This is a genomic window from Pararhodobacter sp. CCB-MM2, from assembly GCF_001691415.1.
In the GTDB taxonomy this organism is placed as follows: domain Bacteria; phylum Pseudomonadota; class Alphaproteobacteria; order Rhodobacterales; family Rhodobacteraceae; genus Pararhodobacter.
Window position 1 is genome coordinate 1 of record NZ_LRRR01000003.1, and the last position, 26172, is coordinate 26172.

A 26172-nucleotide genomic window follows, 5' to 3' on the forward strand; every position below is an offset into this window, starting at 1 on the left:
TGATGCGCAGTGATGACAGCCAGGAGACGCAGCATGTTTGCGAGCGAGGGGTCCCCTGGTCTCACTTACTTTGCTTGTATACTCCTCGGGCGAAATCCCCCCTCCTGTTGTTTGACCTGCGCTTCCACCAACGCCACATCCCCCTCCCCCCCACTTCGGATCGCCCCCGCCCCGATTTCTCGCTGGAGACGGCCTCTGGTCTGTTGCTGGTCGCCGGTGTCGATGAAGTCGGCCGTGGCCCTCTGGCGGGCCCTGTGACGGCTGCAGCGGTGATCCTGGACCCGGCCCGCCTGCCGCAGGGCATCGACGATTCAAAGCGCCTGAGCGAGAAGGCGCGCCTGCGCCTCGATGCCGAGATCCGCGAGACCGCCCTCGCCTGGGCCGTCGCCCATGCCAGTGTTGAAGAGATCGACACAATCAACATCCTCGAGGCCAGCCACCTGGCGATGCGCCGCGCGCTGGATGCGCTGGAAACGACGCCCGAGATGGCGCTGATCGACGGAAACCGCCTGCCCAAGGGCCTGACGATCAAGGCCGAGACGGTGGTGAAAGGGGACGCCAAAAGCCTGTCAATTGCGGCTGCGTCGATCCTCGCCAAGGTCGCGCGGGACCGGACAATGTCTGAACTTTCGCTCGCAAACCCCGGATATGGTTGGGAAAAGAACGCGGGCTACCCCTCGCCCCAACACCTGCTTGCCCTGCAAGAACAGGGAGTTACGCCCCATCATAGGCGGTCCTTCGCCCCCATACGCAAGATGTTGTGTTAAGAACGCAAAATAAGGGACTGATTCAAATAAGGAATTGACGCGGACTCCCGATTGAATCATGTTATCCACAACGGAGCGCCACCAATCAAAAAAACCGGCGCCCGGAATGAGGCAGTGATGGCAACGAAGACCCGGGCGACGGTGGCCGATAGGCTCCCGCTCGACCAGATACTTGCGGGCGATTGCATCGAAATCATGAACAGCCTGCCGGAAGGCAGCGTTGATCTGATCTTTGCAGACCCACCCTATAACCTCCAATTGAAGGGGGCTCTCCACCGGCCGGACAATTCGGCCGTGGACGCAGTGACGGACCATTGGGACCAGTTCGCAAGCTTCGAGGCTTACGACCGGTTCACGCGGGGCTGGCTCAACGCTGCCCGCCGGCTTCTGAAGCCGAATGGTGCGATCTGGGTTATCGGCAGCTACCATAACATCTTCCGCGTGGGCACCGCCCTGCAGGATGCCGGTTTCTGGCTGCTCAACGATGTCGTCTGGCGCAAGTCGAACCCGATGCCCAACTTCAAGGGCAAACGGCTGACCAACGCGCATGAGACGATGATCTGGGCTTCCAAATCCGAGACGTCGAAGTACACCTTCAACTATGAGGGCCTGAAGGCGCTCAACGAAGGCGTGCAGATGCGTTCGGACTGGGTCCTGCCGATCTGTACAGGCCATGAGCGCCTGAAGGATCAGAACGGCGACAAGGTCCATCCCACGCAGAAGCCCGAAAGCCTTCTGCACCGCGTGCTCATCGGCTCGACCAATCCCGGCGACGTGGTCCTCGACCCGTTCTTCGGCACCGGCACCACGGGTGCTGTCGCCAAGATGCTGGGTCGCCACTTCATCGGCATCGAGCGCGAGGAAGAGTACCGGGCAGCCGCCCTCAAGCGGCTGGACAAGGTGCGCAAGCTCGACGCTTCGGCGCTCGAGATCTCGACCTCGAAACGCGCCGAGCCGCGTGTTCCCTTCGGCCAGCTGGTCGAGCGGGGCATGCTGAGGCCCGGTGAAGTGCTGGTCTCGCCGCGCGGCAAGCCCGCGAAGGTGCGGGCGGACGGCTCGCTGGTGTCGGAGACGCATCGCGGCTCCATCCACCAGGTCGGCGCGGCGCTGGAAGGCGCTCCGTCGTGCAACGGCTGGACCTACTGGCAGTTCAAGCGCGACGGTCAGCTCATCCCCATCGATATACTGCGTCAGCAGATCCGCTCGGAAATCGGACGCCACGCGTAAGCGGCTCCCCGAGGCTGGAAATGCGCGGATCGTGCCCGCAGAGGCATGGCGCAAACACAAACCGGGCCCCAAGGGGCCCGGGATATGACGCAGAACGGTTTACCGCCAGCGTCCGGACCCCAAGTCCCGGACGCCACTTTATCCCTCGGCTTCGGCCGGGGGTTTTTTTATGTTCTAGCGTGGTTGCGAACGCGTCAAGGTCCGTTTTGCGGCGTGGCCCCCGGCAGACCTTCGGGTCTGGTTCTAAGGGAAGGCCGGTCGATGCGGATGTGTACCCGTCGCAAGCCTTTCAACGCTCGCGTGAAGCCTGCGCTGGCACCGTTGTCCGTTCAAGACGACGGGATCGACTGGCAGGACAAGCGTATTTCCAAGCTCAGGGTCTGCGTGAGACACAACCGAGCAGAGCGGTGCCGGCAGATTGTCTGCTTGTCCGGCGCGGCTCGTCTCTATGCGCACGATGTCCCGCAAGATCAACGATTGCGTCCGAAGCGGCTGCTCAGAGACGCCAGATCCGAGGCAATCAAAGCCACCCCCGTCCGGATCCGCGAAGGCCAGGGAGCCCTTGAAGTCGCTCTGTGCCAGAATCTGACTGACGGCCTCGATCGTGGCTCCCCAGACGATGGGACAATCTACGTGCTGGGACGCAAAAGCCGGCGCAGCGAAGGTCACCAAGAGTGCTGCCGTCGCTGCGCTGCGGAGCGGCGTCACTCCTTCTTGGCCTTCTCCGCCGCCTTCTTCATCCGCTCCAGCAGCGCCGACTTGTCGGTATCGCCGCCCAGCTTCCCCTTGGGATGCTCGTTCACCGTCTTGTTGCGGGGCGCTTTGCCCGGGGCGGTGCGGCCGCCCGACTTGCTGTAATCGACCATGGTATCCTCTCAGTCCCGCGCCAGCTCGTGCTGGTAGCGCAGGCGTGCAATGCTTTCGTTGCGGTCGGCTTTGCGCAGATCGTCGAGGCTGCTCTCGACGAAACTCATGTGGTGCTCGGCCGCCGCCCGCGCGGCCACCGGGTCGCGCGCCTGAAGCGCATCGTTGATCGCGCGATGCTGGTCAAGCAGCAACTCGCGGGTGGAATGCTGGCGATACATCTGCTGGCGATTGTAGAACACGCCTTCCTTCAGCAGATTGAACATCGCCCGCATCATGTGCAGCATGATGATGTTGTGGCTGGCCTCGATGATGGCAAGGTGGAACTCCGCATCCAGCGCCGCCTCATCCGCCGGATTGCGCTTGGCATGGGCCGCTTCCATCTTGCGAAACACCGTGTCCACGACCTTCAGATCGGTCTCGGACCCAAAGCGCGCGGCGCGTTCGGCCGTCATCCCCTCCAGATCGCGGCGGAAGCTGACATAATCGAAGACGGCCTCGTCATGGCTGGCGAAAAGCTTGATTAGCGGCTCGGAAAAGGCCGATCCCAGCATGTCCGCCACGAACACGCCCGAGCCCGCACGGCTGACCAGAAGCCCCCGCGTCTGCAATTCGGCAATCGCTTCGCGCAACGAGGGACGGCTGACGGCCATACGTTCGGCCATCTCGCGTTCGGACGGCAGGCGCTCGCCCGGACGCAGCAACCCGCGCAGGATCAGAAGCTCGATCTGCCGCACGACGCCCTGCGACAGCTTCTCCTGTTGAACCGGCTGAAACGGCATGATCCCTCCCTGATTGGTCAAAAGATATGACCACGGGCGATTCCCGGCAACGGATTTCGCACAAAAAAAGGGCCGGATCTGGATCCGACCCCTTTCCAATCTCATGCGGCCGATCAGTTGCTCGGGCGGATGGTGATTTCCACACGGCGGTTCTGCGCGCGCCCGGCGGCGCTGTCGTTCGAGGCGATCGGGGCGCTTTCGCCCATGCCGACGGCCTGCACGCGCGCGGCGGGAACGCCGGACGAGATCAGCACGCCCGCGACCGCATCGGCGCGGCGCATCGACAGTTGCTGGTTATAGGCGTCCGAACCCGTCGAATCGGTGTGACCGCGGATGATCACGGCGCTGGTCGGGTAGCTGTTGATGTTCGACGCAACGGCACGCAGGTTCGCCTGCAGATCCGGACGGACGGTGTAGCTGTCGGTCGCGAACAGGATGTCCTGCGGCATGGTCACGACGATTTCCGAGCCGGTGTTGACCACGGTCGCGTTCGAACCCAGCGAGGCTTGAAGCTCGGCCGCCTGACGGTCGAGATGCTGGCCGATCACGCCACCGGCGATGGCGCCGAGGCCGGCCCCGATCAGAACTTCCGGCGTGCGGTTACCGCTGCCCGTCGCCGCGCCCAAGAGGCCACCAGCCACGGCGCCGGTCAGAACGCCAGTGTTGGTGCGGCTCAGCTCGCCGGTGGAGGTGGTGCAGGCAGCCGCCAGCGAGAGGGCGGCCAAAGCCGCGAACGCCTTCGAAGAGATCATGGACTACTCCCAGTCAAATTTGACGCAGGATACAGGCGCGCGCGGGCGCGCGACAATGGGCAACACCCCGCGCGCGCCTCACTTCCGATTGATCGGCGGATTGCTGCCTTCAGACCGCCTCGGCCCGCGCCGATTCCCAAGCCAGCATCGCCCGTTTCACGGGGATGCCCCAATGGTAGCCCGTCAGCGCGCCCGACTTGGCCAAAGCCCGGTGGCAGGGGATCAGCCAGCTGATCGGGTTGCGCCCTACCGCCGCGCCGACCGCGCGGTTCGCGGTCGGCTGACCGATGGCGCGGGCGATCTCGGAATAGGTCGTGACCTGCCCCGAGGGGATCGACAGCAGCGCCTCCCAGACCTTGATCTGGAACGGCGCGCCGATCAGGTACAGCGGCGTCTCGCGCAGATCGCCATCGAGCCCCAGCGCCGAATCCACCCAGGGCTTCAACCGCATCGGGTCCTCGACGAAATCTGCCTTGGGCCAGCGCCCAACCATATCGGCAAAAGCCGCCTCGGCCCCCATCTCGGCGGCGAAACCCATGCCGCAGAGGCCGCGCTCGGTGCCCATGACGATCATCGCGCCGAAGGGGCTGTCGAACCAACCCCAGTAGATCGTCAGCCCCGCGCCGCCCTTGGCATAATCGCCGGGCGTCATCGCCTCCCAGCGCAGGAAGAGGTCATGCAGCCGCCCCGGCCCGGAAAGCCCGCTGGCATGCGCCGCCTCCAGCACGGTGAAGCGCTCGGCCAGAAGTTTGCGCGCATGGCCCAGCGCCAGATATTGCTGATAGCGCTTCGGAGAGACGCCGACCCATTGCGTGAAGACGCGCTGGAAATGCGCCGCCGACATGCCCAGCCGCCCGGCCAACTCCTCAAGCGACACCCGCTCGCCGCCCGCCGCGTCGATCTCGGCAATCGCCCGTCCGATGACGCCGTAATGATAGGCCTGTTCGTCCATCGCCCCGTCCATCCCGCGCCCTTTCACCTTGTCGAAAATACTCATCTTCGGGAGCAACCTAAACCCCGGCGCGCGGGGTCTCGACCCGGAACCTGCGCAATCAGCCCGCCCACCAATCCCTTGGCTTCAACCGCTTCGCGCGCCCCGACCGATCATCCAGCCACAGAGCCAGCCGCCTTAATGGCGAGAGCGCCAGCTTCAGCCAGAGCCGGTTTCCAAGTTTGGAGAAATCCCGATTGAACGGGCAGACCCGCAGGCAGATCGCGCAGTCAGAGGCCAGCTTCGCCCAATAGCCGAAGCATTTCTCCGCATCCGAGGTCCATTTCACCACGCCCTTGATGGCGCTGCGATTGGCCCCGCCCGCCTCGGGCGCGCCCAAGGGCAAGGCCTTGACCGGACAGGCGTCCGCACAGCGCGTGCAGATATCGCAGACCGCCTTCACGCCCAAGGGTTTCGGCACGTCATGCGACAGAGGCAGGTTGGTGAAGATCTTTGAGAACCTGAGCCGCGGCCCGAATTCCGGTGTGATCACAAGCTGGTTGCGCGCGTATTCCCCCAGACCCGCCTTGACCGCGTAGGGGATCACCAGCCCGGTGTCGTTCATCGAGGCGACGGCCTCGTAGCCCAGATTGCGGATGAAGGCCGCGAGCTGCATGATGATCGCCGCCTCGTGGCTGTATTCCCGCCCCGTCGCAGCACCCGCCAGCGCCGAGGGATAGGTCTGTACCAAGGGCTGGTCCATCTGGTGGCCGAGCACGATGACCGAGGTCATGCCCGGCGGCAGATCGACCGGCGCCTCGCTGAAATCGCGGGTATCGACCTGAGTGGCGTAGATCCAGCGCGGATCGAACGCCGTCACCCCACAGAGATCCGCACCGAAGAATTTGGCGATCCGCTTCACCTCGGCCGCCATCTGCGCCGGATCGTCGACCGCCACCTGCACCGGCGCGACGGGCGTGTCGGCACGGATCGGTGCCTGAAACCCCTCGCGCACCCCCTCAGAGGCTGAGCGGTTCGAGACGATATCGCTGACCAGCCAGGCCGCGTTCCTCAGTGCGAAATCCTTCTGCTGGAAGCCCTCGCCCTTTCGCGGATTGGCGTCGATGCGGTAGCTGGCGAAGAAGGCATCCGTCTGTTTCGAGCGCACCTCGGGGTCCCAAAACGCCCGCGTAAACACGTCGTCGCGCTGGCGGAAGCGCTCGAAATCCGCGGTCAGCTCGATCCCGGCTTCGGCGTCGAGCGGATCGGGCGGCAGGTTGTGGCCAAGCTCTGTCATGGCGGCAGGCTACGCGCGCCCGCCGAGACCTGTCAAAGCCTCTGGACGCAGGCGAGCACTCGCGCCAAGGTGGCGCCACGTAACGGCCGGACCCTACGCATGACTCTCCTGATCTCCTTTGCGGCGCTTTTCGTCTCGGTCTTCTTGCTGCAATTGGGTCTGGGTGGGGTCGTTCCCCTCGATGCGCTGTCCGGCACCGCGCTTGGCTTCACCGCCGAGCAGATCGGTACCATGGGTTCCGCGCATTTCCTCGGCTTCTTCGTCGGCTGCTGGTGGGCGCCGCGCCTGATGGGCACCGTCGGCCATTCCCGCGCCTTTGCCGCTTTCACCGCCGCCGGCACCACGGGCATTCTGGCCCACATGATGTGGACCGATCCCTGGGCCTGGGCGGGGATGCGCATGCTCTCGGGTCTGGCGGTCGCGGGCTGCTACACGATCATCGAGGCCTGGCTGCAATCCAAGGTCACCAACGAGACGCGCGGCCGGGCGATGGGCGTCTACCGGATGGTGGACGTGTCCGGCAATCTCGGGGCGCAGCTGCTGATCGCCTTCCTGCCGCCCGCCGCCTATGCCAGCTACAACCTGCTCGCGCTGTTCATGTGCTTCGCGATCTTCCCGCTGCTGCTGACCCGCGCGGAAGCCCCCGCCGCCGGTGCCGCGCCCCGCCTGCGCCCGAAACTGGCTTGGGACAAATCGCCCCTCGGCGCGGTGGGTGTGGTCGTCTCGGGCGTAACGGGCGCCGCTTTCCGGATGGTCGGCCCGCTCTACGGCATCGCCGTGGGGCTCGAGGCCGACCGGATCGCGCTGTTCCTCTCAGCCTATGTTCTCGGCGGTGCCTTCGCGCAATTCCCGGTGGGCTGGATCGCCGACAAATACGACCGCCGCATGGTGCTGATCTGGATCTCCGTGGGCTCGATCCTCGGCTGCCTCGCCATGATGGTCGGGGCTTACGGCAATGTGGTGACGATCTTCCTTGCCGCGGGCTTCTTCGGCTTCACCACCTTCCCGATCTATTCGATCTCGACCGCACATGCCCATGACTTCGCCGAGCAACACGAACGCGTCGAACTCAGCGCAGCGCAGATGTTCCTCTATGCGGTTGGCGCCATCGCGTCGCCGGTCATCGCTTCCGCGCTGATTTCAGGCTTCGGACCGGCCTCGATGTTCATCTTCATCGCGCTGGCGCATGTGCTGCTCATCCTGTTCGGCCTTGTGCGGATGCGGATCGGTCGGACGCCCGTCCAGCACACGCCCTATGTCTACACGCCGCGCACCTCCTTCCTGATCGGGCGTTTGCTGCGCCGGCGTGACGACTAGGACTTGCGCGACGGCCCCGCCCAAGGCAAGGAACCGACATGGCCGCGCAACTCGATTACAACACCCTCAAGGAGATCTTCACCCGCTTTCAAGCGGTGGAGGCCGAACCCAAGGGCGAGCTCGATCACACCAACGCTTATACGCTGCTGGTCGCCGTGGCCCTGTCCGCGCAGGCCACCGATGTCGGTGTGAACAAGGCGACGAAGAACCTGTTCCCCATCGCCGACACGCCGGAAAAGATGCTGGCTTTGGGCGAGGAAGGGCTGATCGAGCATATCAAGACGATCGGGCTGTTCCGCAACAAGGCCAAGAACGTCATCAAGATGGCCCGCATTCTGGTCGATCAATACGGCGGCGAGGTACCCTCGTCCCGCGCCGCGCTGCAATCGCTGCCCGGCGTCGGGCGCAAGACCGCCAATGTGGTCCTCAACATGTGGTGGGGCGTCCCGGCGCAGGCCGTCGACACCCATATCTTCCGCATCGGCAACCGCACCGGCATCTGCCCGGGCAAGGATGTCGAGACGGTGGAACGCGCCATCGAGGACAACATCCCCGCCGAGTTCCAGCATCACGCCCATCATTGGCTGATCCTGCACGGTCGCTATGTCTGCAAGGCCCGCAGCCCCAATTGCGCCGCCTGCCTGATCCGCGACCTCTGCCCCTATGAGGAGAAATCCCTGTGAAAAAGTACCAAGTCGCCGGCATCGGCAACGCCATCGTCGACGTCATCTCTACCGTGGATGACCATTTCCTCGACCATATGGGCATCCACAAGGGGATCATGCAGCTGATCGAGCGTGAGCGCGCCGAGACCCTGTTCGGCGCCATGCGCGACCGGCAGGAGGCCTCGGGGGGCTCGGTCTGCAACACCATCGCCGGCGTCGGTGCTTTGGGTCTGAAGACCGCGCTGGTGGGTCGCGTGCGCGATGACAGCCTTGGCCGCTTCTTCGCGCAGGACACCGAACGCACCGGCACCGCCTTCGTCAACCCGCCTGTGGTGGGTGGCGAGCTGCCGACTTCGCGCTCGATGATCTTCGTCACGCCCGACGGCGAGCGGTCGATGAACACCTATCTCGGCATCTCCTCCGAGGTCGGCCCCGACGATGTCGACGAGGCCGTGATGGCCGATAGCGAGGTCGTCTTCCTCGAGGGCTATCTCTTCGACAAGGACAAGGGCAAGGAAGCCTTCCTCAAGGCCGCCCGCGCCTGCCACAAGGGCGGCGGCCGCGTCGGTATCGCCCTGTCCGACCCGTTCTGCGTCGACCGCCACCGCGCCGACTTCCGCCGCTTGGTCGCGAACGAGATGGATTACGTGATCGGCAACGAGAAGGAATGGACCTCGCTTTATCAGGTCAACGATCTGGACGAGGCGCTGGCGCTGGCCCAGGCCGATTGCAAGGTCGTGGTCTGCACCCGCTCGGGCGATCCGGTGGTGCTGATCAACGATGGCCACCGCGTCGAGGCCCCCGTGCGGTCCGTGACCCCGGTCGATGCCACCGGTGCGGGCGACCAATTCGCGGCCGGGTTCCTCTATGGCTTCGTCACCGGCCATTCGCTGGAGACCTGTGGCCGCATGGGCAACATCGCCGCGGCCGAGGTGATCGGCCATATCGGCGCCCGCCCTCGCGCGAACGTGCTGGCGCTGTTCAAGGGCGAAGGTCTGGTCTGATCTTGCAGGGGGCCTGAGCGCCCCCATATCAAACCGTGTAAAGACGGAGTGCATCATGGGTTACGTCAAGACCGGTATCCTGATGGCGGCGATGACCGCCCTGTTCCTCGGCGTGGGTTACATCCTGGGGGGCGGCTACGGCACGGTGATCGCGCTGGTGGTGGCGGTGGGCATGAACGCCTTCGCCTATTGGAACTCGGATTCGGCGGTGCTGCGGATGCACAACGCCCGCCCGGTCGACGCCCATACCGCGCCCGAGTTGCAGCAAATGGTGATGGAGCTTGCCCAGCGCGCCGAGCTGCCGACGCCCGCCGTGTACATCATCCAAAGCGACCAGCCCAACGCCTTCGCTACCGGCCGAAACCCGGACAATGCCGCCGTTGCGGTCTCGACCGGGCTGATGGAGCGGCTGTCACGAGACGAGGTGGCAGCGGTCGTGGCGCATGAGCTGGCGCATATCAAGAATTACGACACGCTGACGATGACGATCACCGCGACTTTCGCCGGTGCGATTTCGATGCTGGCCAATTTCGCGATGTTTTTCGGCGGCTCGCGTGAGCGGCAGAATCCGATCGCGATGATCGCGATGATGATCCTCGCGCCTCTGGCGGCGGCTCTGGTGCAGATGGCGATCTCGCGCTCGCGGGAATACGAGGCCGACCGCATCGGCGTCCAGATCGTCGGCCAACCGCTGTGGCTTGCGGATGCGCTGCGCAAGATCCAGGGCTACGCCGCCCGGATCGACAATGACGCGGCCGAGCGCAACCCGGCTACGGCGCATATGTTCATCATCAACCCGCTGCATGCCCATGCGCGCGACAAGCTGTTCTCGACCCATCCGGCGACCGAGAACCGCATCGCCGCGCTGGAAGCCCTCGCCGCCGAGATGAGCCAGCGTGGTGCACCCCGTTCGCGCCCGAGCGCCCCGCGCAATCCCGGCCCCTGGGCCTGACGATGGGGAAGGATGGGGGCTCTGCCCCCCTCGCCTGCGGCTCGTCCCCCGGGATATTTGAAGCACAAAGACGCGCGCGTTAACATCTCATCAAGGTTAACGCGCGACGCTGAACGAGCGGTACAGGCGGGGACGCCGATGACCGCGCACGAAGACGGCGGCGTGATCCATTCGGGTCACGCCGCTCTTGTTTGTCTTTGTGCTCTAAATATCCTGGGGGAGCCGAAGGCGGGGGCAAAGCCCCCTACCCCTTATCCGCCTCGCCCAGCGCCGGAGCGGGAAGATCCGCCCCGCAGCGCTCGCCATCAATGACGAAAGGCGAGCGGATGCCTTGATGCACCCCAAGGTCCAGCTGCATCCCTCGCGCCTGCACCTGAGGATCGGCGAAGACCTCGTCCATCGTGTTGATCGGCCCGGCAGGGATACCTTGCCCCTCGCAGGCGGCGAGGAGATCGGCCTTCGTCCAACGCTTCGTCGCGCCTCCCAGCACCGCGCAGAGCGCATCGCGATTGGCGACCCGGTCGGCATTGCGCAGGTATTCGGGGTCCTGCGCCAGATTGGGCAGATCCAGCACCTGACACAGGCGCTGGTACTGCCCGTCATTGCCGGTGGCGATGATGATATGGCCATCCGCCACCTCGAACACCTGATAAGGCACGAGGTTCGGGTGCCAGTTCCCCGTCCGGCCCGGCGCCTTGCCCGAGGACAGGTAGTTCATCCCCTGGTTCGCCATCACCGAAACCGCGCAATCCAGCAAAGCCATGTCCACATGGGCGCCCTTGCCGGTGCGCATCCGCTCGATCACCGCCGCCAGGATCGCCGTCGTCGAATAGACCCCGGTGAAGATGTCGGTGACGGCGACGCCGACGCGATGCGGCTCGCCCTCAGCCGGGCCGGTGATCGACATCAGCCCGGACATGCCCTGAATGATGTAATCGTAGCCCGCGCGATGGGCATAGGGGCCGTCCTGCCCGAAGCCGGTGATCGAGCAATAGATCAGCCCGGGGAAATCCTGCTTCAGGGTCTCGTAGTCGAGGCCGTATTTCTTCAGGCCCCCGAGCTTGAAATTCTCGATCAGGATATCGGCCTCGGCCAGCAGCGCGCGCACCTTCGCCTGCCCCTCGGGCGTGCGGAAATCCGCGGTGACCGAGCGTTTCCCCCGGTTCGCCGAATGGAAATAGGCCGCGACGGGGGTGCCGTCGCGGTCAATGAAGGGCGGGCCCCACTGGCGGGTATCGTCGCCTTCCGGCGCTTCGACCTTGATCACCTCGGCGCCCAGATCGGCCAAGGTCTGACCGGCCCAGGGGCCGGCCAGAATGCGGGCCAGTTCGACGACGCGAAGGCCCGCAAGCGGCTTGGAACTCATCCCTCGGCCACCAGCGGGTCGAGGATCTCGCGGAATTCGTCGATGCTCATGTTGGAATAGGTCGTGCCGTTGATCACGAAGGACGGCGTCCCTTGGATGCCGTATTCTTCCATGCCTTCCTGGTAGACCTGCATCATCGCCGTCGCCAGCTCGCGGTCGGCAAGGCATTCGTTCAGCTGCTCGTCCGACATGCCGGCACGACGGCCGATGCGGCGCAGGTTGTCGGCCACGGCGGTCGCATCGGCGCCACGGGCCCATTCGTTCTGCTCGTCATACAGCATGTCCGAGATGCCGAAGTAGCGCATCTCGCCGCCGCAACGGGCGACAAGCGCAGCCCAGAGGCCATAGGCGTCGAAATAGACTTCGCGGTAGATGAAGCGGACCTTGCCGGTGTCGATATACTCGGCCTTCAGGGTCGGCCAGACCTCGGCATGGAAGCGCGCGCAATGCGGGCAGGTGTAGCTGGCGAATTCCATCAGCGTGACCGGCGCATCTTCGCTGCCCAGCGACAGTTCTGCCACGCGCGAGGTATCGACGGCGTCGCTGCTGTCCTGCGCATGGGCCGGGGTGATCAGCGTGCTGCCCAACGCGGGCGCGTTGCCGCCCGTGAGGGTGTTGAAGCCGGCATAGCCACCGGCAGCAACCACAGCGGCGCCCCCCGAGAGCAGAAGCGAACGTCGTTTCATGGCGTTTCCTTTCCTTCGGCCCCGGATCCCTTCGATCCGCGCTGGGCCTGTCGCATCAACAGATTGGTGGCCAGCCGATCCAGCGCGGCCTTCAGCCCGCTGTCGGCCACGCCGTCGGTGATCCCGTCGACCGCGCCCTGAACCACGGCGCGCGCGCGCTCCATGGCCTGTGCGGACGGGGCGGAGATATTCGGGCCCTCGAAGGGGCGTTGCGCTTCGGCCAGACCAGGGGCCAGTCCGGGTGCGAGGCCCCGGCTGGAGCTTTGCGTCACGCGGACCCGGCTGATCGCGGAATAGCCGTAGATCGCGTTGACCCGCTCGCGCAGTTTCTCGGCCTGCATCTGCACCAGAGGCGCCGCCGCGCCTGAGGCCAGCAGCGTCAGCGTCGCGCCCATGCCTTGCTGGGCATAGCTGACCTTCACCGGACGGCACAGTGGCGCCAGCTCGGCACCCGCCACTTCCGGCCAATGGGTCAGCAGGCGGGTCACGGCAAAGCCACGGCTCTCGCCCGCCTTGCGGATCGGGTCGCGCAGAAGCCCGGCCGCCGGTTCGAATCCCCGCATCCGGCGCAAGGACTTCTTGCGCGGCGTCTGGGGTTTATCCGGGGCGGTGCTCATGGGTGGGCGGGCTTTCCTGTCAGTCGGCTATATCTTAGTGAGATCGGCGACCAAGGCCATGGGCAAGACCTAAGAGGGCGAAGGGGGAAGCGTCAAGAATGCGTGACGGATCCGAGAGCACAGAGTTCGCACCAGCCCTGTTGCGCTGGTACGACGCGGCAGCGCGCGTCCTGCCATGGCGCACCGGTCCGGCCGACCGCGCGGCAGGCGTCGTGCCCGATCCCTACCGCGTTTGGCTGTCCGAGATCATGCTGCAGCAGACCACGGTCGCCAGCGTGAAGGGCTATTTCCACCGCTTCACCGAGCGTTGGCCCACGGTCGACGCCCTCGCCGCCGCCGAGGATGCCGAGGTCATGGCCGAATGGGCAGGTCTTGGCTATTACGCCCGCGCCCGCAATCTGATCGCCTGCGCCCGTGTCGTGGCCCAGCGCGGCAGCTTCCCCGATACGCTGGACGGTCTGCGCGCCCTGCCCGGTGTCGGCGCCTATACCGCCGCCGCCGTGGCCTCGATCGCGTTTGATCGGGCGGAAACCGTGGTCGATGGCAATGTGGAACGGGTCACCGCCCGCGTCTTCGCCGTGACCGAGCCGATGCCAAAGGTGAAGCCCAAGCTCGCGAAACTGGCCGAGGTGCTGACTCCGCAGACCCGTCCCGGCGATTTCGCGCAGGCGATGATGGATCTGGGCGCGACGATCTGCACCCCGCGCAATCCGCGCTGCGTCGAGTGCCCGGTGGCGGGCTTCTGCAAGGGGCTGGAACAGGGCATCGCGTCCGAGCTGCCGAAGAAACTCGCCAAGGCACCGAAGCCCACCCGCCGGGGCTTTGCCTATGTCGCCCTGCGCCCGGATGGCGCCCCGCTGCTGGAGACCCGTCCGCCCAAGGGGCTGCTCGGCGGGATGCCCGGCTGGCCCGGCAGCGATTGGAGCGAGGTCCCGCAACCCGCCCCACCCCTCGCCGCCGACTGGATCGAACTGCCGGGGCTGGTGAAACACACCTTCACGCATTTCCACCTCGAACTGACGGTGCTGATGGCGCATGTGCCCGACGGCGCGAACCCCGAGGTCGGCGATTTCCGCCCCGGCTTCGACCCGGACGCCCTGCCGACCCTGATGCGCAAGGTGCATGACCATGCGGTTGCGGCATCAAGCGACCTTTTCGGCCCCCGCCCCGGCGCGTAGACTCTGCCCGGAACGGAGGTTCCCATGCCCAATGCGCGTCCCATCGGCTCCCTGATCTCGGCCCTGCCCTTCTGGGCCTCGCTGGGCTTTGTGCCGCTGGTCTGCGCGGGTGCGGTCTGGGGCGGCTGGTGGGTCGCCATCGCGCCGTTCTACACCTTCGGGCTGTTCACGCTGCTCGATGCCGTGACCGGGCTGAACACCAGCAATCCGGACACCGACACCCCGGTGCAGCAGCTCTTCTGGTACCGCGCGATCACGCTGATCTGGTTCCCGGTGCAGGCCGCGCTCATCTACGGCCTGATCTGGTACGTCACTCGCCACGGCACGCTGACAGGGATCGAGATGCTGGCCCTGTTCTATGCGGTCGGCGTCGTCAGCGGCGGGGTCGGCATCACCTATGCCCATGAGCTGATGCACCAGAAATCCGCGCTGGAACGTTGGCTGGGCGATCTGCTGCTGGCGACCACGCTCTATTCCCATTTCCGGTCCGAGCATCTGCGCGTGCATCACCTCTGGGTCGGGACCAATGCCGACCACGCCACCGCCCGCTACAACGAGGGGTTTTGGCGCTTCTTCCTGCGCGTGCAGCGCGATTGCCCGCGGTCCGCGTGGCGCAGCGAGGTGGCGATGCTGTCCCGCGCCGGCAAGGGTCCCTTCGACCGCGCCAACCCCTTCTGGCGCTATGCCGCCCTTCAGGCCCTGGCGCTGCTGGCTGCCGTTCTGGCCGGGGGCTGGCTGGGGCTGGGGCTGTTCCTCTATCAGGCGCTGGTGGCGATCACCCTGCTGGAGCTGACCAATTACATTGAGCATTACGGCCTCACCCGCCGCCACCTCGGCGAGGGACGCTATGAACATGTCCTTCCGCGCCACAGCTGGAATGCCTCGCACCGGGCGTCGAACTGGCTGCTGATCAACCTGCAGCGCCATTCCGACCACCATTACAAGCCAGACCGCCGCTTCCCCCTGCTGCAGACCTACGACCCCGAGGATGCGCCCCAGCTGCCGCTCGGCTATCCCGCCATGGTCGCGCTGGCGACGATCCCCCCGCTGTGGCGGCGCCTGATGAACCCGCGCGTGCGGGCGTGGCGGCGCACATTCTACCCGGATATCGCGGATTGGAGCGCCTACAAGACGGGCAGTCTACCCCGCCCGCGCAGCGCCGCCTGAGGCCCAAGGCAATCCCCCGCCGGAAGGCCGTAGCGCGCCCTTGAAGACCCCCTGACCGGGCGCTAGCCTCCGCCCTATGAGCACCGCGTTTTTCACCGACCCCGCCTGTCTGGGGCATGTCACCCCGGACGGCCACCCCGAGCGGGTGGACCGTCTGAAATCCATCCTCAAGGCGCTGGAGGCCCCCGGCTTCGACGCGCTGGACCGCCGCCCCTCGGACCCCGCGCCCGAGGCCGAGCTGCTGCGCTGCCACCCGCAATCCTATGTCGACGAGATCCGCGCCGCGATCCCGGCCGAGGGGATCCACCAGCTTGATGCCGACACCTGGGCCTCGCCCGGCAGCTGGGACGCGGCGCTGAACGGATTGGGCGCGCTGAATGCCGCGCTGGATTGCGTCCTCGCCGGCGAGGCCAACAACGCCTTCGCCGCGATCCGCCCGCCCGGCCACCATGCCGAAACCGCCAAGCCGATGGGTTTCTGCCTGTTCGGCAATGCCGCCATCGCCGCCAAGCGCGCGCTGGATCACCACGGCCTCAGCCGCGTCGCGGTGCTGGATTTCGACGTCCACCACGGCAACGGCACACAGGACCTGCTGCAATCCGAGCCGCGCGCGCTGTTCGCCTCGTCGCACCAGTTCCCGCTCTGGCCCGGCACCGGCCGCGCCGACGAGGTCGGGCCCCACGGCAACATCCTGAACCTGCCGCTGGCGCCCGGCACGCGCGGGCCTGAGTTTCGGCAGGCCTGGGAGAGCATGGTCTTCCCCCGGCTCGAAGCCTTCCAGCCCGAACTGATCATCGTTTCGGCAGGTTTCGACGCGCATATCGACGACCCCTTGGCGCAGCTTGCGCTGACCGAGGAGGACTTCTTCTGGATCACCCAGCGCATCTGCGACGTGGCCGACGCCCATTGCGGCGGGCGGGTGGTCTCGGTCCTCGAAGGGGGCTATAACCTCGACGCGCTGGCCGCCTCCTGTGCCACGCATATCCGGGTGTTGATGGAGCGAGGCGCATGAAGGCCGTAACCGAGATGTCGTTCGAAGAGGCTCTGCGCGAGCTGGAGCAGGTCGTGGGGCAGCTGGAAAGCGGCAACGTCGATCTGGAGAAATCCATCGCCTTCTACGAACGCGGCGCCGAGCTGAAAAAGCATTGCGAGGCCAAGCTGGCGCAGGCGCAGGCCCGGATCGAACAGATCACGTTGGCCGAGAATGGCGAGCCCTCGGGCACCGCGCCTTTCGACGCAAAATGAGCTTCCCCGACGATCTGAGCGCCGCTGCGCTCGCCGTGGCCGGGCGCCTCGCCCGGGCGCTGGATGCGATGCCCGACAGCCGGGTGAAATCGGCGATGGCCCATGCGCTGCACGGCGGCAAGGGGCTGCGCGGCTATCTGGTCTTGGAAAGCTGCGCGCTGCATGGTGTCGCGCGCGACACCGCGCTGGATGCCGCTGCCGCCATTGAGGCGATGCATGCCTATTCGCTGGTGCATGACGACCTGCCGGCGATGGATGACGATGACCTGCGCCGGGGCCGTCCCACGGTGCATATCGCCTTTGACGAGGCCACCGCGATCCTTGCCGGTGACGCACTGCAATCCTTGGCCTTCCAGCTTTGCGCCGGAACCGGGCATGCGGGCCTCACCGCTGCGCTGGCCAAGGCGGCGGGCGCCGAGGGCATGGTTCTGGGCCAGGTGCTGGATATCGAGGCCGAGACCGCGCCCGAGCCCCTGACGCTGGAGCAGATCATCCGCCTGCAGCAGGGCAAGACCGGCGCGCTGTTCGGCTGGTCCTGCATGGTCGGGCCGATCCTGTCGAATGCCGATCCCGCCCCCTTGGCCGCCTATGCCACGGCGCTGGGTCTTGCCTTCCAGATCGCCGACGACATCCTTGATACCGAAGGGGATGCCGCGACCGCTGGCAAACGGCTGCAAAAGGATGCCGAGGCGGGCAAGGCGACCTTCGTGTCGCTTCTGGGTCTGGAACCGGCGCGGGCCCGTGCCGAGAGCTTGATTTCCCAAGGCTGCGACGCTCTGGCACCCTATGGCGAGCGGGCGCATTCCTTGCGTGAGGCCGCTCGCTTCGTTATCAGCCGCGACAAGTGAATTGGAGCGCCCATGAGTAACCGTCCCGCCACGCCGCTGCTTGATCGCGTGCATAGCCCGGCCGACCTGAAGCGCCTCTCGGATGCGCAGCTGAAACAGGTCGCGGACGAACTGCGGGCCGAGACGATCAGCGCCGTGTCGGAAACCGGCGGCCATCTGGGCGCGGGTCTGGGCGTGGTGGAACTGACCGTCGCGCTGCATGCGGTCTTCGACACGCCGCGCGACCGGCTGATCTGGGACGTCTCGCACCAATCCTATCCGCACAAGATCCTCACCGGCCGCCGCGACCGCATCCGCACCCTGCGGATGAAGGACGGGCTGTCGGGCTTCACCAAACGCTCGGAATCGCCCTACGACCCCTTCGGCGCGGCGCATAGCTCGACCTCGATCTCGGCGGCTGTGGGCTTCAAGGTCGCGCATGACCTCGGCGGCACCCCGGACCCGGCTTTGGGCGACGCCATCGCGGTGATCGGCGACGGCTCGATGTCCGCCGGCATGGCCTTCGAGGCGATGAACAACGCAGGCCACCTCGGCAAGCGCCTGTTCGTGATCCTCAACGACAACGAGATGTCGATCGCGCCGCCCACCGGCGCGCTGTCGTCCTATCTGTCGCGGCTGTATGCCGAGAAGCCGCTGCAGGACCTAAAGGCCGCCGCCAAGGGCGCGCTGGGCCTCTTGCCCTCGCCGCTGCAGGAAGGCGCCAAACGCGCCAAGGACATGCTCAAGCACATGGCCGTCGGCGGCACGATGTTCGAAGAGCTGGGCTTCCACTATGTCGGCCCGATCGACGGGCATGACATGGAGGGGCTGATGTCCGTCCTGCGCACGCTGCATTCGCGCGCCACCGGGCCGACGCTGATCCATGTGCTGACCAAGAAGGGCAAGGGCTACCGTCCCGCCGAGATGGCTGCCGACAAGGGTCACGCGACCGCCAAGTTCGACGTGATCAGCGGCAAGCAGCACAAGGCGCCGTCCAACGCGCCGAGCTACACCAAGGTCTTCGCGCAATCGCTGATCAAGCTGGGTGAGGCCGACGACAAGATCGTCGCCGTCACCGCCGCCATGCCGGACGGCACGGGCCTCAACCTGTTTGCCGAGCGCTTCCCCAACCGCACCTTCGACGTGGGTATTGCCGAGCAGCATGGCGTCACTTTCTGCGCCGCCCTCGCCGCCGGCGGGCTGAAGCCCTTCTGCGCGATGTATTCGACCTTCCTGCAGCGTGGCTATGATCAGGTCGTCCACGACGTCGCCCTGCAGAACCTGCCCGTCCGCTTCGCCATCGACCGCGCCGGTCTGGTGGGTGCGGATGGTGCGACCCATGCCGGCAGCTTCGATACGGCCTTCCTTGCCAACCTGCCGAACATGGTGGTGATGGCCGCCGCCGACGAGGCCGAGCTGGTGCATATGGTGGCCACCGCCGCTGCGCATGACGACGGCCCCATCGCCTTCCGCTTCCCGCGCGGTGAAGGCGTCGGTCTGGAGATGCCCGAACGCGGCACACCCCTGGAGATCGGCAAAGGTCGGATGATCCAAGAGGGCCAGCGCGTGGCGATCCTGTCCTTCGGCACCCGTCTGGCCGAGGTGATGAAGGCGGCCGAGGCACTGGAGGCCAAGGGGATCACACCGACCGTGGCCGATGCCCGCTTTGCCAAGCCGCTGGACCGCGATCTGATTCTGAAACTGGCCGCCGATCACGAGGCGCTGATCACCATCGAAGAGGGCGCTGTCGGCGGCTTCGGCAGCCATGTCGCGCATCTGCTGTCGGAAGAGGGCGTGTTCGACACGGGCCTCAAGTTCCGCTCGATGGTGCTGCCCGATGTGTTCATCGACCAAGCCTCGCCCGATCAGATGTACGAGGCCGCCGGGCTGACCGCCAAGGATATCGAGACGAAAGTCCTCACTGTCCTCGGCGTGGCGCAGATCGGTGCGAAACGGGCGTGAGCCCCTGCTGACTGGATGCCGCCCATCCCTCGACGGGCGGCACCGCGTCATTCTGTGGCCTTATTCCGTGACGGCGCTCAGCGTATGCACATGATCTGGAGATTGAACGGCAGATCCGTCCGGACGCCATCCATATTCGTGGTGGTGACGTAGAGGGCGTTGTTGGTCCCGGCAGCGGCATTGATCACCACGACACCAGCCGTGGCCACACCGGCGACGCGCTCGGCGACAGAGCCGACATAGGTACAGCGCCGGTGCAGGTTGCGGCGCCCCACGACCGTGACCTGATATGCGCCCGTGTACCCGGCCACAGGGGCCACTTGAACGCTGCCGATGCGACCAACCCGGTTGCCCGCGGCATCGACGGCAATGGAATAGAACAGAACATCGCCACCGGTCGCGCCGGCCTGCGTCTCACGGAGCGGAGAGGCTGGGCGACGGAGATCCCCGTCATTTTCCTGCGCGTTTGCGGGAAGCGCGACAGCGAGGCTGAGAGTGGCGGTTACAAAGGCAGTGCGGATGATACCCAACATGGTGAGTCCTTTGGTTGCTAAGTATTTGAACATTCAGTCTTAAGAAGGAAACATCGGTGATCGGCCAAAAATCAGGCCCCGACCCGGATAGTCTGCGCTCAAGTTGACGTAACGGCAATTCACAATTCCGCCTGCCCCTGTCTGCGCCGGAGGCGATCAGTGTACCCTGACCGTTGTTGATACCCTCGTCGAAAGCTGAGGCCCGTGACCTATCCAACCGACACTGTCTGGTTCTACGCCCAGACCGACCCCTATGCCGAATTCTCGAACTTCGCGCCCTTCGGTGTGGCGATCGACGAGGATTGGTGGCCCACGGTCGAGCATTTCTTTCAGGCGCAGAAGTTCAGCGACGCGGCGTATCGGCAGAAGATCCGGCGCGCCTCGACCCCCAAGCAGGCCAAGGGGCTGGGCATGACCCGTGACCTGCCGCTGCGCGCGGATTGGGAAGAGGTGAAGGACAGCCTCATGCTGCAAGCGCTGCGGGTGAAGTTCGCCACGCATCCGGTGCCTCGGACGCTGCTGCTGGAGACTGGCACCCGAATGATCGTCGAGAACGCGCCCGGCGATTTCTACTGGGGCTGCGGGGCCGATGGCTCAGGGCTCAATCGGTTGGGGATCTTGCTGATGCAGGTCCGCGACGAGCTCCGCGCCTAACGAAAACGGCCGCCCCCGAAGGGACGGCCGTCTTTTTGTTCGATCCGAGTGGGATCAGAACTGGAAGCCGACGCGCAGCGACACGGTGTCGATGTCGGCGCCGATGGTGTTGCCACCCACGGTGTCCGAAACGTCACGACGACCCAATTCCAGACCGGCGAAAGCGCCGTTGTTGAACAGGTACTGGGCGCCCAGACCGTACGAAACGCCGGTCAGGTCATAGTTGGCACCGCCGAAGGTCGCGTCCGAACGAGCGCCACCGACGAAACCGTACAGCAGCACGTTGTCCATGGCATAGCCGACGCGGGCACGCAGTTCGAGCGAGTCATCCACCGACGAACCGGCAGCGCCCGTGAACGGGGTCGAGAAGTTGGTGTAGGCCAGCTCACCACCGTAGACGAGGTTGCCGCTCTGCCAGTTGTAACCGGCGAACAGGCCAAGGCCGGTGTCGCTGTCGAGGTCCAGCAACGCGCCGCCGGTGTTCTCGTTCATGCCACCGCTGACGCCCGAGAAGCTCAGACCGCCATAGGCGCCCGACCAGTCACGCACGGGGGCCGGAGCAGGGGTGTAGACCGGCTCGACCGGGGTCACGGCGACGGGGCCGGCGGCCATGGCCGAGGTGGCGCCCAGGGCCAGCATCGAACCGGCAGCGGCGAAAGCGAGGGTTTTCTTGATCGACATCATCATGTCCTTCGTTCTGTGGCGCGGGGAGGTGCGCCGTTGGTCTGACGCTGAAATCTGCGCTTCAGGTCGAATGTTCAACGTCCCACCCGGCAATTCCGTCGCGCCATCGGGCGATCTGCGACCTTGTTGCATCACCGTCACAAAGCTCCTCACACGTCCGTGATTTCCCTGTGATTCCAATTATTCAAGCGCGACAAGGACCTGCGGACCACGGATCACGCGCCCTCGCTGATCGGCGGAAATCCCCTCTTCCGGCGCCAGAAAAATTCGTCACGCTCACGACAGATGTGATGGAACCGGACCTTGTGTTTTGCCCATACCGTACCCAGCGCGGGGTCCCTGCTTCCCCTCTTGCCCGTTTGGCAAATCGACGCCATTTTGGCGCATGGAACCCCTTTTCCCCTTCCCGTGACGTCATACGCCCGCCGCATCCCTGCGGCAGGGAGGGGACACTTATAAAAAACGAGACCGAGAGTATGAAACCGACCCGATCCCTTCCCGTCGAAACCGCGCCGGGAGCCGAGCCGAAATCCTTCACCAACGCCCGCGACGCCGTTGCTCATCTGCAGGCGCTGTATGATCAGGCCACCGATTTCCTGGCCGCCCGTTTCCGCGATGCCGTCGCCGAGGGCCTGCCCCGCGCCCGCTTCCGCGCCTATTATCCTGAGCTGCGGTTGACGACCTCGACCTATGATCAGCCCGACAACCGTCTCGCCTTCGGCTATGTGCCCGAGCCCGGCACCTATGCCACCACGGTGACCCGCCCCGACCTGTTCCGCCATTATCTGGAACAGCAGATCGAGCTTCTGCTGAAGAACCACAACCAGCCAGTCCATGTCGGCTATTCCGACACGCCGATCCCGCTGCATTTCGCCATGGCCGGCCGTGACGACGTGGCAATGGCCGGCGAACTGGCCTTCTCGCTGCGCGATGTGTTCGATGTGCCGGATCTGTCGATCACCAACGACGACATCGTCAACGGCGAGGGCGTGCGCAATGCCGATGGCTCGGTGCCGCTGGCGCCCTTCACCGCGCAGCGCGTGGATTACTCGCTGGCCCGTCTCGCGCATTACACCGCGACGGACCCCGAGCATTTCCAGAACCACGTCCTGTTCACCAACTACCAGTTCTATGTCGACGAGTTCGAAGCCTATGCCCGTCAGCAGCTGGCGGACCCCGAGAGCGGCTACACCGGCTTCGTCTCGCCCGGGAATCACGAGATCACCGATGCCGAGGGCGTGATCCCGCCGCTGACCCGCCTGCCGCAGATGCCGACCTACCACCTGAAGCGCCCCGGCGGTCAGGGGGTGACGCTGGTAAATATCGGCGTCGGCCCGTCCAATGCGAAGACCGCGACGGACCATATCGCCGTGTTGCGCCCGCATGCCTGGCTGATGGTCGGCCATTGCGCCGGTCTTCGCAATTCGCAAAGCCTCGGGGACTTCGTGCTGGCCCATGCCTATCTGCGCGAGGACAAGGTTCTGGACGAGGATCTGCCGGTCTGGGTGCCGATCCCCGCGCTGGCCGAGATCCAGATCGCCCTGCAGGAGGCCGTGGCCGAGCTGACGCAGCTCACCGGCTACGAGCTGAAGAAGATCATGCGGACCGGCACCGTCGCCACCGTCGACAACCGCAACTGGGAACTGCGCGACCAATCCGGCCCTGTGCAACGCCTCAGCCAGTCGCGGGCCATCGCGCTGGACATGGAAAGCGCGACGATCGCCGCCAATGGTTTCCGCTTCCGGGTGCCCTATGGCACCTTGCTGTGCGTCTCGGACAAGCCGCTGCATGGCGAGTTGAAGCTGCCGGGCATGGCGTCCGCCTTCTACAAAACGCAGGTGGCACGGCATTTGCTGATCGGGGTTCGGGCGATGGAACGGCTGCGGGACATGCCGCTGGACCGCATCCATTCTCGCAAACTGCGAAGCTTTGACGAAACCGCCTTCCTTTGAAGGCACATTTCGGTGTTTTCCCGCCCATGGCGCCGCCTTTGCGATTGCCTGTTCCCTCAGCAATCGGTAGACGCGGCGAACAATCATTCCCGGGGCTGCGGCCCTGTGACCGAGCTTGACACACGGAGAGCATGACATGACCACCAAGCCGATGACCAAGACCCAGCTCGTCGCTGCCCTCGCCGAAGAAATGGGCGCCGACAAGAAGACCGCCGCTTCGGCGCTCGACACTCTGGCTGCCATCGTCGCCAAGGAAGTCGCCGCCGGTGGCGCCGTCACCCTGCCGGGCATCGGCAAAGTTGCCTGCCGCGCCCGCCCTGAGCGCGAAGTCCGCAACCCCGCCACTGGCGAGACCCTGACCAAGCCGGCCGACCGCGCCGTGAAGGTCACCGTCGCCAAGGCCCTGAAAGACGCCGTCGCCTGATCGCAGGCCGACCGTCTTAGGGTTGCAGGACCACCCCGCGCGTTGACACTTTTCGCGCGGTGGAAGGCCTGAAGAAATTGACCTGTCGCGCATCGCGCGGCAGGTCTTTTCATGTCAAGCGAGGTCTTCGAAAGATCGGTCTCAAGCCGAAGAAAGATAGACCAGCCCGCAGCTGCTCGACATCCCTGATGTGACGACCACGCGATCAGTCGAATGCCAGCGCCCTAAGCGCGTCTGCAATCACCGTCTCGACCGAGGGTGGCAGAGGCTTCATCGGAGCAGGCGGATCTGTGCGGATCAGCCCCTGCATCCGGGCCATGGCGTGTACGACCCGGTAGCTCGAATGTTGCCGAAAGAGAGCCCATAAGGGCGCCAGTTGCGCCTCGACCGCCGCGACCTTTCCCCTGTCACCACGCTGCGCGGCACGAGTCAGGCGCAGGCAGGGCGCGGGTAGAATGCCGGCCAACACACTGTACCAAGCATCCGCCCCGTCCAGGAGTGCACGCGAGGCGTTCCAGTCGCCGCTGTAGCCGATGGAAAACGCGTCGGGCAGCTCGGCCCGCTGCGAGGCCAGATGCGGGGCGATCGCGCTCGGGTCGTCGGTCGGGTTCTTGACGGCGACAATGCCCGGCAGTTCGGCGAGCCGTTTGATCAGCGCAGGCGCAAAGCGGAAATGCGTGGTGCCGGGGTTGTCGTAGATCACCAGCGGCAGTCCGCCCTCGCGCGCGACGGTGGCGAAATGGTCGAAGACCTCGTCCTGCGTCAGGGGCGTGTAGCTGACCGGTGCCAGCAAGCCCGCCGTCGCGCCAAGCTGCGCGGCCTCGCGGGCCAGTGCGACGGCCTCATCCGTGCGCAGCGCGCCGACGCCGACAATCACCGGCACATTACCCGCCACCTCCAGCGCGGCACTCAGGGCACGCGCGCGCTCGGAGCGGGTGAGATACATGTAGCTGCCGGTGCTACCGAGGAGGCCGATGGAGTCGACGCCCGCCGCGGCCAGTCGGGCCACAAGACCTTGCAGCGCGTCAATCTGCACGCGGCCCTCGGTGTCCATCGGGGTGATCGGAAAGGCGCTGAGGCCGTGAAAAGGTGTGGTCATAGCGTGTCCAAGGCTTGGCGAAGGTCAAAGATGAGGTCGTCGGCGGCTTCCAGCCCGACCGAGAGACGGAGCAACTCGTCGCCGACGCCGGTCGCAAGATGGGCATCCTCGCGCAGGGATTGGCGCGCGCGGGTCAGGCTGGCGGGATGCATGATCAGGCTCTCGGCATCCCCGAGGCTGACAGCGCGGGTGATCAGCTGAAGCCGGTCCAGCATCTGCCGCGCGCCCTCGAACCCGGCCTTCAAGCCAAAGGCCAGCATGCCCGAACCCCGTGTCATCTGCCGCCGCGCCAGCGCCGCATCGGGATGCGTGTCGAGGAAGGGATAGCTCACCCAATCCACCGCCGGATGTGCCTCGAGCGCCCGTGCCACAGCCAGCGCGTTGTCGGAATGGCGCTCCATGCGCAGGGACAGGGTCTTCAGCCCGCGCAGGATCAGGAAGGCGGACAGCGGCGAGAGCGCCGCGCCGGTGATGTAGCGCAGCCCGGTCTCGTGCAGGCGGTGCAGCGTGGCCTTTTCGCCCAGGATCGCACCGCCGAGGGCGTCGCCATGGCCGCAGATGTATTTGGTCAGCGAATGCATCACCAGATCGGCCCCCAGCGCGAGCGGCCGCTGCAAAGCGGGCGAGGCAAAGGTGCTGTCGACCGCCACCATGACCCCGTGCGCATGGGCGACCTCGGCGATGGCGCTGATGTCGAGGATCCGGGCCAACGGGTTCACCGGGGTCTCGAAGAACACCAGCCTTGTGCGCTCGGTGATCGCGGCTGCCAGAGCCTCGGGGCGGCTGAGGTCAACGGGCACGACCTCGATGCCGAAGCGGGGAAGGGCCTGTTCGACCATGGCGACGGTGTTGGAATAGAGCGTCTGATGCACGATCAGCTGGTCGCCCTGCGACAGCAACGACAGCACCATCGTCCCGAAGGCCGCCATGCCCGAGGCCACGACCAGCCCGGCCTCGGCCCCCTCCAGATTGGCGAGGCGCTGTTCCAGAACCTCGGTCGTGGGGTTGTATTCGCGCGCATAGAGCCGCCCGCCAAGCGCCGCCTCGGCATCGTTTTCGGCAACGCTGTCATAGCCATAGGTGGCATTCAGATAGACCGGCGTCTGCACCGAGCGGCGGTGATCGGCGGCCACGTAGCCATGATGGATGGCGCGGGTCTCGAAGGCGGGGGCGGGATGGGTCACGGCGGCTCCTCTTGGCGTCGGCGGAGATTGCGCTAT

At 65.7% G+C, this 26172-nt stretch carries 27 protein-coding genes; 15 read left to right on the forward strand and 12 right to left on the reverse strand.

The features are described from left to right. Positions 1-116 precede the first annotated feature (116 nt). Both BCY78_RS04900 and BCY78_RS04905 read left to right on the forward strand, forming a co-directional pair. On the forward strand, positions 117-767 hold the full coding sequence (locus BCY78_RS04900) for a ribonuclease HII (protein WP_233499358.1): 651 nt from the start codon (positions 117-119) through the stop codon (positions 765-767). 117 nt (positions 768-884) lie between these two features. Then, on the forward strand, positions 885-1994 hold the full coding sequence (locus BCY78_RS04905; protein WP_068298699.1) for a site-specific DNA-methyltransferase: 1110 nt from the start codon (positions 885-887) through the stop codon (positions 1992-1994). Positions 1995-2698: 704 nt separating this feature from the next. Here BCY78_RS04905 and BCY78_RS25520 read toward each other — a convergent pair. The 5 genes from BCY78_RS25520 to BCY78_RS04925 form a co-directional block, all read right to left on the reverse strand. After that, positions 2699-2860, reverse strand: coding sequence for a hypothetical protein (locus BCY78_RS25520; protein ID WP_158515899.1), 162 nt, complete (start codon positions 2858-2860; stop codon positions 2699-2701). Between the two features lie 9 nt (positions 2861-2869). Further along, positions 2870-3640, reverse strand: coding sequence for a FadR/GntR family transcriptional regulator (locus tag BCY78_RS04910; RefSeq protein WP_068298701.1), 771 nt, complete (start codon positions 3638-3640; stop codon positions 2870-2872). Between the two features lie 113 nt (positions 3641-3753). Next, a complete protein-coding gene (locus BCY78_RS04915; protein WP_068298703.1) occupies positions 3754-4392 on the reverse strand; it encodes an OmpA family protein in 639 nt (212 codons plus the stop codon). A gap of 109 nt (positions 4393-4501) precedes the next feature. After that, positions 4502-5389, reverse strand: coding sequence for a bifunctional helix-turn-helix domain-containing protein/methylated-DNA--[protein]-cysteine S-methyltransferase (locus BCY78_RS04920; RefSeq protein ID WP_233499353.1), 888 nt, complete (start codon positions 5387-5389; stop codon positions 4502-4504). Positions 5390-5444: 55 nt separating this feature from the next. Next, on the reverse strand, positions 5445-6620 hold the full coding sequence (locus BCY78_RS04925) for a reductive dehalogenase domain-containing protein (RefSeq protein WP_068298708.1): 1176 nt from the start codon (positions 6618-6620) through the stop codon (positions 5445-5447). Positions 6621-6719: 99 nt separating this feature from the next. On the opposite strand from BCY78_RS04925, the gene BCY78_RS04930 reads away from it, so the two are divergent. The 4 genes from BCY78_RS04930 to htpX are packed head-to-tail and all read left to right on the forward strand — an operon-like array spanning position 6720 to position 10558. Continuing rightward, positions 6720-7937, forward strand: a complete 1218-nt coding sequence (locus BCY78_RS04930) for an MFS transporter (protein ID WP_068298709.1) — start codon at positions 6720-6722, stop codon at positions 7935-7937. A gap of 38 nt (positions 7938-7975) precedes the next feature. Continuing rightward, entirely contained in the window at positions 7976-8620 is a 645-nt protein-coding gene (gene nth / locus BCY78_RS04935) for an endonuclease III (protein WP_068298711.1), read from the forward strand. Beyond that, positions 8617-9606 (forward strand): adenosine kinase, encoded by a 990-nt coding sequence (locus BCY78_RS04940; protein ID WP_068298714.1) that lies wholly within the window; start codon positions 8617-8619, stop codon positions 9604-9606. The genes nth and BCY78_RS04940 overlap by 4 nt, the downstream gene beginning before the upstream one ends. A gap of 55 nt (positions 9607-9661) precedes the next feature. Then, entirely contained in the window at positions 9662-10558 is an 897-nt protein-coding gene (gene htpX / locus BCY78_RS04945) for a zinc metalloprotease HtpX (protein ID WP_068298715.1), read from the forward strand. A gap of 244 nt (positions 10559-10802) precedes the next feature. On the opposite strand, the gene BCY78_RS04950 is transcribed toward htpX, so the two are convergent. From BCY78_RS04950 to BCY78_RS04960, 3 genes are read right to left on the reverse strand one after another with little or no spacing between them, the layout of a single operon-like run. Next, complete coding sequence (locus tag BCY78_RS04950) at positions 10803-11924, reverse strand: CaiB/BaiF CoA-transferase family protein (RefSeq protein WP_068298716.1); 1122 nt, start codon at positions 11922-11924, stop codon at positions 10803-10805. Then, positions 11921-12610 carry a DsbA family protein gene (locus BCY78_RS04955; RefSeq protein WP_068298717.1) on the reverse strand — a complete coding sequence of 230 codons (690 nt, stop codon included), beginning with the start codon at positions 12608-12610 and terminating at the stop codon, positions 11921-11923. Before BCY78_RS04955 ends, BCY78_RS04950 begins: the two co-directional genes overlap by 4 nt. Continuing rightward, entirely contained in the window at positions 12607-13227 is a 621-nt protein-coding gene (locus BCY78_RS04960; RefSeq protein ID WP_068298720.1) for a DUF721 domain-containing protein, read from the reverse strand. Before BCY78_RS04960 ends, BCY78_RS04955 begins: the two co-directional genes overlap by 4 nt. A gap of 98 nt (positions 13228-13325) precedes the next feature. Here BCY78_RS04960 and mutY point away from each other — a divergent pair, with 98 nt between their 5' ends. The 6 genes from mutY to dxs all read left to right on the forward strand — a co-directional run bounded on the left by mutY (position 13326) and on the right by dxs (position 19606). Continuing rightward, positions 13326-14405 (forward strand): A/G-specific adenine glycosylase, encoded by a 1080-nt coding sequence (gene mutY, locus BCY78_RS04965; protein ID WP_068298722.1) that lies wholly within the window; start codon positions 13326-13328, stop codon positions 14403-14405. Between the two features lie 24 nt (positions 14406-14429). Further along, a complete protein-coding gene (locus BCY78_RS04970) occupies positions 14430-15572 on the forward strand; it encodes an alkane 1-monooxygenase (RefSeq protein WP_068298725.1) in 1143 nt (380 codons plus the stop codon). A 76-nt stretch (positions 15573-15648) separates the two neighbouring features. Beyond that, a complete protein-coding gene (locus tag BCY78_RS04975) occupies positions 15649-16584 on the forward strand; it encodes a histone deacetylase family protein (RefSeq protein ID WP_068298728.1) in 936 nt (311 codons plus the stop codon). Further along, on the forward strand, positions 16581-16817 hold the full coding sequence (locus BCY78_RS04980) for an exodeoxyribonuclease VII small subunit (protein WP_068298732.1): 237 nt from the start codon (positions 16581-16583) through the stop codon (positions 16815-16817). Before BCY78_RS04975 ends, BCY78_RS04980 begins: the two co-directional genes overlap by 4 nt. Next, positions 16814-17665, forward strand: coding sequence for a polyprenyl synthetase family protein (locus tag BCY78_RS04985; RefSeq protein WP_068298733.1), 852 nt, complete (start codon positions 16814-16816; stop codon positions 17663-17665). Before BCY78_RS04980 ends, BCY78_RS04985 begins: the two co-directional genes overlap by 4 nt. 12 nt (positions 17666-17677) lie before the next feature. Next, positions 17678-19606 carry a 1-deoxy-D-xylulose-5-phosphate synthase gene (gene dxs / locus BCY78_RS04990; RefSeq protein WP_068298734.1) on the forward strand — a complete coding sequence of 643 codons (1929 nt, stop codon included), beginning with the start codon at positions 17678-17680 and terminating at the stop codon, positions 19604-19606. A 77-nt stretch (positions 19607-19683) separates the two neighbouring features. Here the strand turns inward: dxs and BCY78_RS04995 are convergent, their stop codons facing one another. Further along, the gene (locus BCY78_RS04995; protein ID WP_068298736.1) at positions 19684-20139 is read right to left on the reverse strand and encodes a hypothetical protein; all 456 of its coding nucleotides are present in this window, start codon (positions 20137-20139) and stop codon (positions 19684-19686) included. Positions 20140-20343: 204 nt separating this feature from the next. Between BCY78_RS04995 and BCY78_RS05000 the strand changes: the two genes are divergently transcribed. After that, positions 20344-20793, forward strand: coding sequence for an NADAR family protein (locus BCY78_RS05000; RefSeq protein ID WP_068298738.1), 450 nt, complete (start codon positions 20344-20346; stop codon positions 20791-20793). A gap of 54 nt (positions 20794-20847) precedes the next feature. Here BCY78_RS05000 and BCY78_RS05005 read toward each other — a convergent pair whose 3' ends face one another. Continuing rightward, the gene (locus BCY78_RS05005) at positions 20848-21474 is read right to left on the reverse strand and encodes an outer membrane protein (protein ID WP_158515900.1); all 627 of its coding nucleotides are present in this window, start codon (positions 21472-21474) and stop codon (positions 20848-20850) included. A 479-nt stretch (positions 21475-21953) separates the two neighbouring features. Here BCY78_RS05005 and BCY78_RS05010 point away from each other — a divergent pair, with 479 nt between their 5' ends. Both BCY78_RS05010 and BCY78_RS05015 read left to right on the forward strand, forming a co-directional pair. Beyond that, positions 21954-23429 (forward strand): AMP nucleosidase, encoded by a 1476-nt coding sequence (locus tag BCY78_RS05010; protein WP_068298742.1) that lies wholly within the window; start codon positions 21954-21956, stop codon positions 23427-23429. A gap of 136 nt (positions 23430-23565) precedes the next feature. Continuing rightward, the gene (locus BCY78_RS05015) at positions 23566-23853 is read left to right on the forward strand and encodes an HU family DNA-binding protein (RefSeq protein WP_068298745.1); all 288 of its coding nucleotides are present in this window, start codon (positions 23566-23568) and stop codon (positions 23851-23853) included. Positions 23854-24058: 205 nt separating this feature from the next. Here BCY78_RS05015 and BCY78_RS05020 read toward each other — a convergent pair whose 3' ends face one another. After that, positions 24059-24952 (reverse strand): dihydrodipicolinate synthase family protein, encoded by an 894-nt coding sequence (locus BCY78_RS05020; RefSeq protein ID WP_068298748.1) that lies wholly within the window; start codon positions 24950-24952, stop codon positions 24059-24061. Continuing rightward, entirely contained in the window at positions 24949-26136 is a 1188-nt protein-coding gene (locus BCY78_RS05025) for a PLP-dependent aspartate aminotransferase family protein (RefSeq protein WP_068298750.1), read from the reverse strand. Before BCY78_RS05025 ends, BCY78_RS05020 begins: the two co-directional genes overlap by 4 nt. Positions 26137-26172: the final 36 nt, after the last annotated feature.